This is a genomic window from Salinadaptatus halalkaliphilus (assembly GCF_006543045.1).
Classification (GTDB): Archaea; Halobacteriota; Halobacteria; order Halobacteriales; family Natrialbaceae; genus Salinadaptatus; species Salinadaptatus halalkaliphilus.
The window spans coordinates 1-13,846 of record NZ_RBZW01000027.1 but is presented as its reverse complement, the minus strand read 5'-3'; the positions used below and the strand labels follow the sequence as shown (position 1 = coordinate 13,846).

Annotated in this window: 13 protein-coding genes and 1 pseudogene; 6 read left to right on the top strand and 8 right to left on the bottom strand. The window is 58.6% G+C overall.

The window, feature by feature from the left end:
- Window positions 1-17 precede the first annotated feature (17 nt).
- The 4 genes from D8Y22_RS11260 to D8Y22_RS11240 form a co-directional block, all read right to left on the bottom strand.
- Window positions 18-1,604 carry an ABC transporter ATP-binding protein gene (locus D8Y22_RS11260; RefSeq protein ID WP_141464808.1) on the bottom strand — a complete coding sequence of 529 codons (1,587 nt, stop codon included), beginning with the start codon at window positions 1,602-1,604 and terminating at the stop codon, window positions 18-20.
- A 52-nt stretch (window positions 1,605-1,656) separates the two neighbouring features.
- Entirely contained in the window at window positions 1,657-2,778 is a 1,122-nt protein-coding gene (locus D8Y22_RS11255; protein WP_141464807.1) for a BMP family lipoprotein, read from the bottom strand.
- A gap of 475 nt (window positions 2,779-3,253) precedes the next feature.
- Window positions 3,254-3,523, bottom strand: a complete 270-nt coding sequence (locus D8Y22_RS11250; protein ID WP_141464806.1) for a HalOD1 output domain-containing protein — start codon at window positions 3,521-3,523, stop codon at window positions 3,254-3,256.
- A gap of 822 nt (window positions 3,524-4,345) precedes the next feature.
- Window positions 4,346-5,143, bottom strand: coding sequence for a (Fe-S)-binding protein (locus tag D8Y22_RS11240; RefSeq protein ID WP_141464804.1), 798 nt, complete (start codon window positions 5,141-5,143; stop codon window positions 4,346-4,348).
- Here D8Y22_RS11240 and D8Y22_RS11235 point away from each other — a divergent pair.
- Together D8Y22_RS11235 and D8Y22_RS11230 are read left to right on the top strand one after the other, a co-directional pair.
- Window positions 5,136-5,342 carry a RidA family protein gene (locus D8Y22_RS11235; RefSeq protein ID WP_141464803.1) on the top strand — a complete coding sequence of 69 codons (207 nt, stop codon included), beginning with the start codon at window positions 5,136-5,138 and terminating at the stop codon, window positions 5,340-5,342. The two genes, D8Y22_RS11240 and D8Y22_RS11235, sit on opposite strands and share 8 nt — an antisense overlap.
- A 156-nt stretch (window positions 5,343-5,498) precedes the next feature.
- A complete protein-coding gene (locus tag D8Y22_RS11230) occupies window positions 5,499-6,551 on the top strand; it encodes a glycoside hydrolase family 88/105 protein (RefSeq protein WP_141464802.1) in 1,053 nt (350 codons plus the stop codon).
- Between the two features lie 63 nt (window positions 6,552-6,614).
- Here D8Y22_RS11230 and D8Y22_RS22380 read toward each other — a convergent pair whose 3' ends face one another.
- The 3 genes from D8Y22_RS22380 to D8Y22_RS11220 all read right to left on the bottom strand — a co-directional run bounded on the left by D8Y22_RS22380 (window position 6,615) and on the right by D8Y22_RS11220 (window position 8,296).
- On the bottom strand, window positions 6,615-6,758 hold the full coding sequence (locus D8Y22_RS22380; RefSeq protein WP_174811831.1) for a Rieske (2Fe-2S) protein: 144 nt from the start codon (window positions 6,756-6,758) through the stop codon (window positions 6,615-6,617).
- A 66-nt stretch (window positions 6,759-6,824) separates the two neighbouring features.
- Window positions 6,825-7,076, bottom strand: coding sequence for a DUF7542 family protein (locus D8Y22_RS11225; RefSeq protein WP_141464801.1), 252 nt, complete (start codon window positions 7,074-7,076; stop codon window positions 6,825-6,827).
- 98 nt (window positions 7,077-7,174) lie between these two features.
- Window positions 7,175-8,296 carry an NAD(P)/FAD-dependent oxidoreductase gene (locus D8Y22_RS11220; protein ID WP_141464800.1) on the bottom strand — a complete coding sequence of 374 codons (1,122 nt, stop codon included), beginning with the start codon at window positions 8,294-8,296 and terminating at the stop codon, window positions 7,175-7,177.
- 183 nt (window positions 8,297-8,479) lie between these two features.
- On the opposite strand from D8Y22_RS11220, the gene D8Y22_RS11215 reads away from it, so the two are divergent.
- The 3 genes and pseudogenes from D8Y22_RS11215 to D8Y22_RS23145 all read left to right on the top strand — a co-directional run.
- Window positions 8,480-9,028 (top strand): hypothetical protein, encoded by a 549-nt coding sequence (locus D8Y22_RS11215; protein ID WP_141464799.1) that lies wholly within the window; start codon window positions 8,480-8,482, stop codon window positions 9,026-9,028.
- Between the two features lie 298 nt (window positions 9,029-9,326).
- Window positions 9,327-10,943, top strand: a complete 1,617-nt coding sequence (locus D8Y22_RS11210; protein WP_174811830.1) for a class I adenylate-forming enzyme family protein — start codon at window positions 9,327-9,329, stop codon at window positions 10,941-10,943.
- A gap of 548 nt (window positions 10,944-11,491) precedes the next feature.
- Window positions 11,492-11,590, top strand: a pseudogene (locus D8Y22_RS23145) (universal stress protein); the annotation flags it as partial.
- A 168-nt stretch (window positions 11,591-11,758) separates the two neighbouring features.
- Here the strand turns inward: D8Y22_RS23145 and D8Y22_RS22850 are convergent.
- The gene (locus tag D8Y22_RS22850) at window positions 11,759-12,664 is read right to left on the bottom strand and encodes an MBL fold metallo-hydrolase (RefSeq protein ID WP_141464797.1); all 906 of its coding nucleotides are present in this window, start codon (window positions 12,662-12,664) and stop codon (window positions 11,759-11,761) included.
- 232 nt (window positions 12,665-12,896) lie between these two features.
- Between D8Y22_RS22850 and surE the strand changes: the two genes are divergently transcribed.
- Window positions 12,897-13,766 (top strand): 5'/3'-nucleotidase SurE, encoded by an 870-nt coding sequence (gene surE / locus D8Y22_RS11190; RefSeq protein WP_141464796.1) that lies wholly within the window; start codon window positions 12,897-12,899, stop codon window positions 13,764-13,766.
- Window positions 13,767-13,846 lie beyond the last annotated feature (80 nt).

Sequence of the window (13,846 nt, the reverse complement as noted above, 5' to 3'; positions counted from 1 at the left end):
CGCCACCAGCGTCCGATTCAGTCACGAGACCCACCTCCGTCAGGCTGGGGATCTGACTGCTGTGGTGGTTCGTTTGTGGGTTCATGCCCAGCCATCAGCAGTCCGAGATCCTCCTCGGTGACGGCGTCGGGATCGACGACGTCGATAAACTCGCCTTCGTACATGACCGCGATGCGGTCGGACAGTTTCCGGATCTCCTCGAGTTTCGACGAGACGACCAGAATCCCGAGTCCCTCCTCGCGGAGTTCGATCAGTCGGTTGTGGATGAACTCGACCGAGCCGATATCGACTCCCCGGGTGGGGTGTGAGGCGACCAGCACGTCGGGATCGTGGCCGATCTCTCGGCCAACGATGAACTTTTGTTGATTCCCACCGGAGAGCGATCCGGCGGTCGCATCCGGATTTGGTGGTTGGACATCGTACTCCTCGACGATCTCCGCGGCGTGATCCGAGACTTCGTCCCAATCGAGGATCTGGCCGTTCGCGTACGGGGCGATCGTTTGGTTGCCAAGCAACGCGTTGCGTACGAGGGAGTAGTCCTGAACGAGTCCCTCGGACTGGCGATCTTCCGGAATGTACGCGATGCCGTTCTCGATTCGTCGACGCCGGTTCATCCCGGTGATGTCGTCTCCGGCCAGTCGAATCGTTCCCTCCTCGACCGACCGGAGGCCGGTGATACCCTCGACGAGTTCGCTTTGTCCGTTGCCCTGAACGCCAGCGATACCGAGGATTTCGCCCGATCGCAGTGTCAGGTCGATATCGTCGACCTGTCGCCGGTCGCGGTCGCCACGCATACACAGCCCGTCGACCTCGAGGACGGGGTCGCCGGTGCTGGATTCGCGTTCTAAGCGATCGAACAGCACCTCCCGCCCGACCATCATCTGAGCCAGGTCCTGTTCCGTCGTCTCCGCGGTGTCGACGGTGCCGATGGCTTCCCCATCGCGCAACACCGTGATCTGGTCGGCGATCTCGAGTGCTTCGTCGAGCTTGTGCGAGATGAAAATCAGCGACTGGCCGTCCTCGCGAAGGTCGGCCATGACGTCCATGAGACGCTCGACTTCCTGTGGCGTCAACACCGCGGTCGGCTCGTCGAGAATGAGAACGTCGGCGCCGCGATAGAGACTCTTGACGATCTCGACGCGCTGTTGGGCGCCGAGATCGAGTTCTTCGACGCGTGTGTCCAGATACTGGTCCACGTCGAACTCGTAGCGCGAACAGATGTCCTCGATTCGACCCCGGGCAGCGCCGTCGTTTATCAATCCGTTGTCGACCGGCTCGTGGCCGAGAATGACGTTCTGTAAGACCGTCATCGAGGGGACGAGCTGAAAGTGCTGGTGGATCATCCCGACTCCCGCCTCCATCGCGTCTCGAGGGGAGTCGAACGTCTGCTCGTGGCCGTCGACGGATATCGATCCCTCGTTCTGGTCGTAGAGCCCATAGAGGATACTCATCAGGGTCGTCTTCCCGGACCCGTTTTCGCCAAGCAGGGCGTGAATCGAACCCTGCTCGAGCGTAAAGTCGACACTATCGTTCGCGACGACGTCGCCAAACCGTTTCGTAATCCCCTCGAGCCGAACTGCGGGCGTCGTCTGGCTTGCTGTCATCGTCCCTGATCGGATCCGTGCGTGTTCATAAAAGACTGAATGAGATGTGTGGTTAACAGCTAGTTGGACCGCACGTCAGCTCGATCTCGTCGTTCTCGAAGCTCGTGATGGCCTCGTCGAGGCTGTCCATGACGGTGTCTGGAAGGTCTCCTTCGACGGCCTGCCCGACCACGAAGTCGATCGCGCCTTCGTCGACGCTCAGGTTCTGCTCGCCAACGACGCTCTCGAAGTCGTCATCGACGACGGCTTCAGCCACTTGATACGTCGCTTCGTCGAGTGCCTTGACCGCAGAGCCGAGAATGACGTCCTGATACTGTTCTTCCGTGACGGATTGGTCGACGTCGACACCGATCGCGAACCGGTCGTTGTCCTGTGCTGCCGAGAAGACGCCGGCACCCGCCGCCGAGGCTGCGTGCCAGACGATATCCGCACCGTCGTCGATCTGGGATTCGGCGACGTCGTTTGCCGCCTGCGTATCGGAGAAGCTCCCTCCATAGCCCGTCAGGACCTCCACGTCGTCGTTTACCCACTCGACGCCCTCGATGTAGGACTCCTCGAACGCGTTGATCAGCGGAATATCCTCACCGCCGACGAACCCCACGGTCGACTCGCCAGGATCGGTACTGCTATCCGCGTGCTCGAAGTCCTCCGTGGTCATCGCGCCGGCGACGACGCCTGCAAGGAACGACATCTCGTTGTTCATTTCGATCCAGCCCGAGACGTTGTCGGCGCCGTCGATCATATTGTTGATAAGCATCCAGTTCTGATCCGGATACTGCTCGGCATTCGTCGCCATCGGATCGGTGTGGTTGTCACCGACGGTGACGATGAGATCGTATCCGCTCTCGGCAGCGTCGGCCTGGATCGATTCGTACTGCGCCTCTTCGGTCTCTTCGATCGTCGTGTACGACAGGTCGAAATCGTTCGACGCCGCCTCGAGCCCCTCGACGGCGTTGTCGTTGAACGCGTTGTCGTCGAACCCGGCCGGACTCGAGATGATCGCAACCTCCGTGGCGGCGTCGTCGCTACCGTTCCCGTTGCCCTCGTCCTCGTCACCGAGGCAGCCGGCGACGGCGATAGCGGAAACGGCAGCACTACCACTCGCGAGAACGGTTCGTCGGTTCACAGTCACTTCCCCCTCGTCCACACATGGCCCCGTGCTGTCTGCTGGCATAATCTACGCATGTTATTGATGCATTATATATTTACTCATTTCTGTGTTTCCTTCTATGCATTGTCTCTTCTACCACACGATACGTGCTCGAGAAGAATACAACGGGTGTTGTTCGAACACACGTACTGATTCAGGATTCGCATCCACTATCGAATATATGCTTTATCATAGGAATCCGACGCAGTACACGGTAACACACCTCGGGGTCAAGCCCCGAGGCACTCTCGGTGTCTCTCTGTAGATGTCGGTCTGGCCAGGTGATTTTGTGGGACCGGACGAGAAAGCCGATTCGCCACCTCCTCCACGGACTCCCGTTCGTCGTCATACGGTTTACTGTCCGTCATCTCCGGCCCAATCACGCTCTGTGCGGCGGTTACGCCGGTAGATCGGTACGGCAATCCGCATCAGGGTTCGCGAGCGGTCCCGTATCGTGTCGGAAAATCGACATAGGGGGTCGTCTGCAAACGACGGTACACTACCTGGTCGAAATTCGGGTCGGCGGCTCGTCACCGTCTTCGGGCGCATAATCAGCCGACACAAGGGTTACGGCTCCCGATTCGTCGACCCGAACGGTGTGGCCAGCGTGGGTAAATTCGAGTGTCAACGACTGGCTCGTCGACTCGACGAGTGCGTCGAGAGCCTCGAGATCGATCGATTCGTAAAGCGGCGGCTCGAGGTCGACTGGGTCGGTGTCGTTCGCAGCCGCGAGAGTTTCGACAACGGCGTCACTAGGTCGTTTCCCCATCACTATCAGTCACTCACGAACGACGACTACATAAACGGACGATTCGGTTCTCAGTGCGTGAAAACGGGGTGAACAATTCTCTGCTCCCCGAAATGGTACGCCTGTATTCAGACCGGGGGTAACTGAGACGGATTGCTGTACCGATCTACCGGCGTAATCGCCGCACGGGTCGCGGATGCGCCGGAACTGACGGACAGTAAACCGGATGATTGGTTCGCGGTAGACACCGATAGCCTTCACTACCGAGTATGACGCCACACAGGCGATTGGCAGCCGTCAGTACGGAGATTCCGCTTATCCCGTAAAAACGAACGTTCCAACATGATTTGTTTGTGATGTTTATGAAAACGTATCGAAACTGCTCTGGACGTAGCTTTTCCGAGTGCAGTTAGCCGTGGCCTCGTCTCCCTCTTCACTGCCAGTAGTACGATTATCGTTGATTTTCTTGATCGTGATGCGCCTTCGCCGAGTTGTCGCCTGGGAGGCCGTCAGGTCGTTCTTTGATTTTGTCTTGATGTAACTTCTAGAATAAGTCTGATCAAGGTGGAACGCTTGATATCGGTACTCTGTGGCACCTAATTCACCACGGTCTCGACGTACCTTGGCAAAGCGGGTTGCTCTCGAAATATACGCGGCTCTTCTTCGGCGAGATGCACTCCTGGGTTCGGTTACTTCCGCTATAGGACCAACTGCAACTAGTTACACGCTGATCGCACAGCTGTCGTGCGATCAGGTGTGCATCGACTTGCAGTGGCTACTCTACTCCACCGAAAGCGATAGCAGAACTACAGTGCTGAACGCTGCTGAAAACAGGAATGGACCCTACGCTGAAGACCAGTAATGCGCCTCGACGACTTGGTGGGCTCTCTCTTCGGAGAGATTATTTGCCTCGAAAATAGATCGTGCGGCCTCGACGACCGCATCTAGATCTTCCTCGCGGGCCAGTCGCAGGTACTCACAGTTCGTGTCGGAGTACTCGAACCCCAGCCGCTCGGCCAGGAACGTCGAGTAGTTTTTGGTTGTGACAGGAAATTCGTGTTCCTGGGGCAGTAGGCACCGGTGACAGCCGTGCCAGATGTTTACAAGTACGTCCGCGCCGGCCGCTTCAGCTTCGCGGTAGATCTGGCGGTTGATGTCGTCGTAGGGGTGTTCGTCCGGTGAAGCAGACAGGGCACACGGCAGGCGGTCGGACTTGGTGTGTTCCATCTCGACGATCTCGACGCCCGGCAGCGTGGCGAAGAGGTCGCGAATGATGTCCATCTGTTCGTCGGACATCCAGCCTCGGTAGTCGAAGTGGTCGTGGAACGTGACGGTGACGGGGTTTGTCACCTCGATGGCGTCTCGGAACCGTTCGCGGTGTGCAAGGAGAAATTCCGGCATGAACGGGAACTCGAAGTCCGGCGACCGGTAGCCCAGTGAGGCGGTTTCGGTGATCGAATGGCAGGACGAACACTCCGCGACCGCGTAGTCGGGATCCAGCGCACTGATATTCTCGAAGCGGTTGTCATCGAGCGTTTCGGCGGTTTCGATGTTGCCACGCTTCATGTCCTCGATGCCACAGCAGTTGTTGTAGCCGCCCAGAGCGACCGCCTCGAACTCGAGCTTCTCGAGGATGTCCATAAGGGAGTCGATGATGATGGAAGACGGCGCCCTGGACAGCTATCGCGCAGGCCGGGAAGACTTCTACGACGATCCGGAACACTACCCAGCGAGTACGCTCGTCGAAGTCGACAGCCTGGTCCTGGCGGGCGCGATGGTCGAGGTCGACGCCGAGGCGATCATCCCCGACGACGGTTGGGATGCGGAGACGCAGCGGTAACGCACCTGGATGGTTGTATACCTTCTAACCTTCTAAGCATGATTTTACCACACTGTATCAGATTGATATAATGGGGCCACAGAAACGTGCTCGAACACGATGTCAACGTTCTCTCCGGTGTATACTTTTATCGATGACTAGTCTTATTATTGTATTATGACGGACTCACTCCCGGAGCTCGTGGACCGTGTTGCCGAGCGCACACTGGACCGTAACATGGAGAGCGAAGACTGGCGGAAGGCGGTCGCGATCAATGGACTCCTTGTGACCGGGCAGAAAAATTGTATCGATGCCGCTCAACGACTCGTTGACCGGTCGATCGAAACGCAGACCAGTTCCGGATATCTCTCGTACGGATCCACCGATCCTGTTCCGGCGAGCGTGTTGGATCCCGCCGAGTGGCCGGACTACGATTCCGGTCAGTGGCAGTGTAATGGCGCGACGATCGGCCAGAGCGTGCTCGAGTTCTATGATCGAACCGGAACGCAACGGTATCTTGCCGCTGCCGAACGGCAATATGAGGCACTTCTAGACGCAGACCGGACGGCTGATGGCGGAATCTCCTACAACAGTCACGTGACGGAACTCTGGGTCGACTCACTGTACATGGTTCCCCCGTTCGTCGCCCAGTATGGGACGATCACAGACGACGCCGACGCAATCGACGAGGCGATCACGCATATTACGGTGCAGGCTAATCACCTCCAAGACCCACATACAGGGCTGTTTCGACACATCTGGCGGGAGCAGCCCAATTCGTTCCCTGAAAGCACGTTCTGGTCACGCGGCAACGGCTGGGCCGCGGCGGGAATCATCGATACGATATCGATTCTCCCCGACGATCATCCCGACAGGGAGCAGTTGGTAGACGTGTTCCGAGACCTCTGCAGTGGCGTGGTAACGAAACAGGATGCTAGCGGATACTGGCATAACGTGCTCGATGATCGACAGTCTCCGTTGGAAACGTCTGGAACACTCATGTTTTCATATGCGTTCGGGACGGCAGTCGAGATGGGACTGCTTGATGAAGATCCGTATTTGGACGCCGCACAACGCGGGTTAGATGTCTGTAAGGGAATCGTTGACTCGGAAGGGAACGTACAACGGATCGCGATGCCACCCGGCGGTCCCGGCGTCGGTCTCGGGACGGCATCGTTCGGACAAGGCTGGTTCCTTCTAGCCGCTGACCCCCTCGGCAAGCAAAAATAAACGTGGCCGAGACCGTTACTGCGGTCGGCGGACAGCAACGAGGCGACTGCTCCCTCGAGCCACCTACAACACGACGACGATCTCGCCGTCTTCGACCCGCGCCTCGTGTTCGATCAGCCGGTGGCGGTCGGTGTGGAGGCAGTCCCCCGTGAGCGCGTCGAACTCCCAGGTGTAGCAGGGACACCGCAGCACGCGATCCTCCTCCATCCACCCGAGGTCGTACGATCGCGACTCGGGATCGAGTTCGTCCGAACGGTCTGGGGAGCATCCGCGTCACGACTCGTCGTCAGCCTCTCTCCACTCGAGAAGCGGCGAATCCGCATTCACACGGCCGGAACCGCCGCAGATTCCGGCGTCTGCTCCCGCCCGTTCGACGCCGGCATCGACGCGATTGATCTGCCAGTCGACGTCGTGGCCAAGCGCCGACTCGTGATCCTCGAGCGCGACGCGTGCACTCCCCACGTGTGGGAACGACGATCGAAACTCGCAGTCGCGACACTCGATCACGACGTTTGCCTCGTCCATATGTGCCCGTTTACTGGGTAGTGACGAAAACGCTTTGCTGTCGTCTTCTCACCGCCGGTCGAGCGGATTTCACCGTTGGAATCCGTCTTCCCGGCCAATCACTCGAGCCGAGTGACAGACAGCGACGGCGGGATGGCAGCGGACGTTCCCGTGATCGCGTCGCTGATAATTTTTCCGCTGTAGGGCCCGAGCATCAGTCCGGTCGCACCGTGGCCCGTTGCGACGTACGCACCGTCGACGTTCGGTACGGCACCGAGAATCGGTAACCCGTCGGCGGAAACGGGTCGCAGTCCGACGCGAAGCTCTTCCAGCGTCGCGTCAGTTAACCCCGGTGCAACGCGGAGCCCTTCGGTAAGCACCTCGTTGACGCCCTGTGCGGTCAGCGTTGGATCGAACCCGACCTCGGATTCCCGGGTCGCTCCGAGGACGATCCGTCCGTCGGGCCAGGGAACGATATAGTGATGACGGAAGCCACCGACGATCGGCCACGCGCTCGTATCCGTCTCCGGGAGCGTGAGATGAGCGACCTGGCCGCGCTGGGGTTCGACCGGAATCTCGACATCGAGTTGTGCACCAAAGGCTGGGGACCAAGCGCCGCCCGCAATCACGATGTTTCCGGCGTCGATATGGGTGCCACCGGCAGTTTCGACGCCCGAAACACCGTCCGACGACATCTGCAGATTCTCGACTTCGCCGTCGATCGTCGTCAACCCGTGCGTTCGTCCGGCCTCGAGTAGCGACTCGGCAAAGGCGCGACCGTCGACCCGCCCGGCCGTTGGATTGTAGAAGGCTCGTCTCGGCTCCTCGAGTGCGGGAAACCGGTTGACGGCGTCCGCCGGATCGATCTCCTCGATATAGTCGAGGTCACGATCCCGTATTCGCGCCCTCGCGTCGGCGTATGGCTCGAGTTCGTCGTCGTCGATTGCGACCGCGATAGCGCCCTGTCGTCTGTAACTCGTCTCGCTGGCTCCGTCTCGCTCGAGTCGTTCCTGTAACGTCGGATAGTACGCGACGGCGTCCGTTGCGAACGCGAACCAGTCGTCGTCCGCTGTCCGGCTGCTCGTGGCCGGCGAGAGGATTCCTGCACCCGCACTGGTGGCCCGTCCATCGTCGTTCCGGTCGATGAGCACCGTATCGACGCCCGTGCTGGCGAGATGATACGCGGTGGACGCACCCACGATACCGCCCCCAATTACTATCGTATCGAACGTATCTTCCATGATGGTTGTTAACGCGACGACAGCCTAAAGTGGTACTCATCACTCACTACTCTCGCATACTGCGGACTGGGTTACTGCCACGATACCGTAGATGAATTCGGTATCAAAGTCGCGAATAGCGATCAATCTGGGGTTTCGTTTGGGCGTGTCATTTTACCACATGAAGTTGAAGACGCTCTCAGCATGGAACAACGAGAACTCGCAAAACTCGGAATCCTCGGTGTCCTCGCAGAGACCGAGTCGGCAACGATCGAATCGGTTCACAAACTGCTCACGCACAACTTCGGCCGTTACTGGGGCGCGAGTACCGGCATTCTCGTTCCGACGATGAACCAGCTCAAAACGGACGGCTACGTCGAACAGGTTTCCGTCGACGGTTCTGATGTTGCCTATCGAATGACCGACCCGGGCCGGGACCACTTACAGTCGCTGCTCACCGCCACTATTGAGGATGTTTCTGACCCATCATCTCGTCCGGTCTTGATGATAAAATTGGGCTATCTCCATCACCTATCCGTCTCAGCACAACGAGAAGAAATCCAGCAATTAAAAGATCAATTACGGTCTGAGCGAGAGAACGTACGCTCGCTCCAAGATCTGCACGCTACGGAAATAGACGACCGAGACGCATCCGGGTACCGACGTGAACTGTACGACCTACGCATTCGTATCATCGACGCACTTCTCGAGTGGTTGGCTACCGTCGAACCGCCACGGATCTCCGAACACTGACAGCGTCGCTCCGCGACGAGTTCTCGCTTCGACGATTCTTTTCAGTGATATCCTTCGCGACCTGCACAGTAGTCATCGTTGGACGGTTGTTTCTCCGCCGCCGTTTCGCCACTTCGATGATGGGCGTGGCCAGATGATCGAGACGGAATTGTCATCGATTACGTCACCAAATTCCGTCTGCGGACACCGTATCCGAACTGGCTCTCGGATCTGCTTGTCTCTCCGGCCGAACCAGATACTGCAGTATGCCAGGCTTTGCCAAACATATTAGATGCTACACGGTGCACTTCCGGAAAACATGACCACAACCCTCAACGTCGAGATACCCGTCGAAGACCTCCACGGACATCTGTCCTCGAGTCGGCGGCTGACGGTGGGCAATGTGTTGCGGAAGGCGGCGCGTGCACACGGTGGCGAGACGGCGCTCGTTGGCGAGGATGCCTACACCTACAGTGAATTGAATCGACGGGTGAATCGATTGGCAACGGCACTCCAGTCTCGAGGCATCGACTACGGGGATCGACTCGCGATTGTTTCGGAGAATCGAACCGAGTACGCAGAGATCCTCTATGCGGGTGCCAAGACCGGAACGCTGGTCGCGACGCAGAACTGGCGCCTCGAGGAGGCGGAGTTACGCCACTGTCTCGGAGTTGCCGATCCAGATGTCGTCTTCATTTCCAGCGAGCACGACGAGAAACGCGAGTGGATAGCCAACGCCGACATCGATCCACTGGTCGTTTCGTTCGGTGACGGCGGTGCAGCCCTCACGTACGAGAAACTGCTGACCGAGGGGACGACGGATGAACCGGTCCCTGAGACGTCGGTCACGCCCGAAGATGGGCTCGCAGTGCTCTATACATCGGGAACCACCGGGCTCCCCAAGGGCGCGGTCATCAGCCACCGTGCGTTCCTCGCTCGTGGACAGGTATCGCCGTTTCCGCACAACGGACCGGACTACGTGGCGTGGTGTCCGCTGTTCCATATGATCAGCGTCGAACCACTCTTTGGCACTGCCATCGACGGTGGCACGTACCACGTCATCGACGGGTTCCGACTCGAGGAGATCCTCGCGCGTCATCGAGCGGCCGAGGCACCGCGGATGCAGTTGCTCCCTTCCACTATCGAGCCGGTCATCGAATACGCTGAGGACCACGAGTGGAACGTTGACGACTACGAGTCGGTGAGGTACGTCGGGGCGATGCCGGATCTCGTTGCACCCGACAAGATTGCTCGCGTCACTGAACTGTTCAGCGCAAAGTTCATCAACTCTTTCGGCTCGACGGAGACGGGATCGCCGCCCGTCACGGGGAACGCGATCCCGGCGGGCGTAGAGGTCGACGACGAGAACCTCTCGAAAGTCGAGTCTCCAATGTGCGATGTCAAGCTCGTCGACGAGGCGTGGAACGAGGTCGACCAAGGTGAGGTTGGCGAGATGGCCGTGCGCGGACCAACCCTCTTTTCGGGATATCTCGACAGCGCCGAAGCCAATGCCGGGGACTTCGACGACGGGTGGTTCAGAATGGGTGACATGTTCGTCCGCAACGAAGACGGCACGCTCGATTTCGTCGACCGGCGTACGTACCTGATCAAAACCGGCGGGGAGAACGTCTATCCAGCGGAGGTCGAGCAGGCATTGATGAGCCACCCCGCAGTATCGGAGACGATCGTCGTTCGTGTTCCGGACGACAGGTGGGGCGAAGTTCCGAAGGCTTACGTTGCTACCTACGATGGTGCCACCTGTTCTGGACCCGACCTCCTCGACCACCTCGACGGTCGTATCGCCCGCTACAAACACCCCCACTACGTCGAGTTCGTCCAGAAAGCCGATTTTCCACGGAGTACCACCGGGAAAATCGTCCGACCGGCGGTGGAATCGTGGCCTACCGACGACGACAGGCGCGTTCGGGACCCCTGATACGGATTGTTGTAGCGTTTTACCGGTGATCACCCGGACAGGGTCGGTGATCACCGTAAAGAACTACAACGGTCCGTATGAGTAACTGCTATATGGCGAGACGCGCTACGGCTCGTCCACACTGCACAGTTTCGTTCCCGCTCTGTTGTCGGCCAACAGTAGCAGCGACGACTGTCAACTAAAATAACAAACTGCTGCCTACTTTCAATAGTACTATGACAGATCCCCCTATCCAGAGGCGTACCCGCCGCTCGCTTTCGTCCAAAACCGCCTGCACTTGTTCGTATTGCTCGGCTATCTCCGTGAAAACGACGTTCTGATACTGCCGTTTCTTTGACCGCCTGCGGGTAACGAACTGATCGATCTCGAGCGTCTTGTCGTCCGTCTCTGCTGGCACGAGAACGGTCGTATCTCGGGAGCGGCCTCGAGTGCGTCCTGAATCGTCGCCGGCCTTCGACGAACCTGGACGAGAACGTCGAGAGCAACTGTTCGACGTCGGCGAGCGGGCCGTAGCGGACGTGGCCGGGTGAGCAACGGCTGAAGGCGATATCGACATCGTCGTCGTGGCGACGACCGGGCAAACGGCTCAGCCTCGAACGTTGCTCGGCAGCGGCAGCGAACGCCTCGTTCGAACATCCCCGGTACCCGTCGTCACAGTCGCTGTCGACGGTCACTGCGGCGGACGCTCCGAGGAGCGATTGGACCGGGCCGAAGCGGTCTCGAGGTGTATATCATCCCGACTCATACGGGTAGCTGTACAGATGCGCCCGCGACCGTCTATCGGTTGCACCGGCAACGAGTACCAACCGAGCGTATCAGGCCGGCATCGCGACCACGTAGGGCCGTCGGTCGATGTCGATCGTTCCGATTTCGGCCAGGTGGACGGCGTAGGCAGAAGCGACGTTCGACAGAAACCGAACGGTCTCGTCGGTTGCGCTGAGTGCTTCGACGGCGAGTTCGTGGGCCGCGATCGGTCCTTGGTCTTCGACGGCAGCCTGGATGGCTCGTTCGGTCCGTCGTGCCTTTTCCAGGGCGTCTGTGACCCGGGCGGCTGGATCGTCCATCGGTTCCCCGTGACCGGGCAGTAGGAGATCGGGATCGCGTTCCCGGATCCGTTCTAGCCCAGTCTTGTACGCCCCGATATCCCAGTGTAGCGGACCGTACATGAAATGGCCGTTCGTCGAAACGATGTCTCCGGAGAGCATCACGCCCGACGGAGCGTGGTACAACGACATGTGTTGTTGTGAGTGACCAGGCGTGTGGACGACCTCACAGTCGTACGGTCCGATCTGAACCGTGTCGCCATCACCGACGACACGATCGATAGCGACCCGTTCCGTCGCGTACTCGATATCGAGCGGGAAGTATTCGGTGTCGGGTTCGTACTCGCCACCTGTGAGGCCTGCGGAGAGAGCAGCCATCTCCTCTCTGGCCGTTTCGATGTAGTCCGGATACTCTCGCAGGAGGTTATCGGCACCCTCGTAGACGGTGTGTGGGAGCCGGGTAACATCGTCGACCGTGAGCGTGCCACCGATATGATCAATGTGGGGATGGGTCAGTACGACATTCTCGATACCGCTGAGTTGCCCCTCGAGTGCGTCTCGAAGACGGTTCCGTGATTCGACGGCGACGTGGCCAGTGTCCACTAGTGTCGCCCCGATTCGGTAGACGTTCACTGCGCCGTAGTGAGGTTGTACTAGTTTCACACGCTCGTAATCCATGCTCTACTCTCGAGGCCCCCTCGTAAGAAGAGTTATGTCAAACAAGTTGTTACAGTCGGTCACTATCCTCGTCCAGATACCGATCTCGAGATCCTCGGTACAGAAACCACTAATACATCGATAGTTCAACGATGGAATCATTCACAATTGAGCTCCATTTCTCACTATATTTTTCTATCGGTCGTTTCTGGTACCCGGTATTACTATTACGCTAATTACTCTGTGGTGGACTATGTCGCAGACACCGACGATTCTGTTAACGAATGACGATGGAATCGATGCCCCTGGATTAGAAGCACTTCGAACATCGCTCACCGAATGTGGCACGGTACGCGTCGTTGCCCCACAAACGGATATGAGTGGCGCAGGCCGATCTATTTCACTCGGTCGAACGATGGATCCGATAGGCGAGGCTGACGCCGACGTATCCGAAGCGGGGGACAGTTACTCCTTTCAAGTTCCCTATACGGACCACGAACACGGATTCGTAATTGACGGAACGCCTTGTGAGTGCGTAATCTGTGGGCTGTACGCGCTCGAAACAGCACCGGATATCGTGGTCAGCGGCTGCAATCCGGGACCAAACACCGGCCAGCACACGGCCTCCCGATCCGGCACAGTGAGCGCCGTCATGGAGGCGGCTATCCTTGGAACACCGGGTATTGCTATCTCCATGGATACCATGGGGAGGCGTAATCTCGAGGTCGCCGATTACCAACGTGCTGGTCGGTTTGTTGAAGCGTTAATTCGGGTATCGACCGACGAAAACGTCTTCGACGACATCGATTACCTCACGGTAACACTTCCCGCTCCGGACGAACCGATTCGAGGTGTCGAAGTAACGCGTCCATCTCCGGACTACCGGATGGACGCAATCCGAGAGGACGATACGTTTCGGATCCGTTCAATGAGCCAAACCCCCACGGACGACACCAACGACGGAACCGAAGTCATCGACCGAAATGCCGTGGATCAGGGAAAGGCTATCATCTCACCGCTTCGTGTCCCGGTTCGGCCAACACGAACAGCGGCGGTCGAATCCGTTGCATCGGCCCTCTCTGACCGGTTCGCCGATCCACAGTCGTCGACTGATAGTGATTAAGGAAGTTATTTACTGTTAGGCGTAGTTGGGTTGGTAATGGGTCGGCTCGACGAGGTAACGCTTGAGGAACTCTACGACCT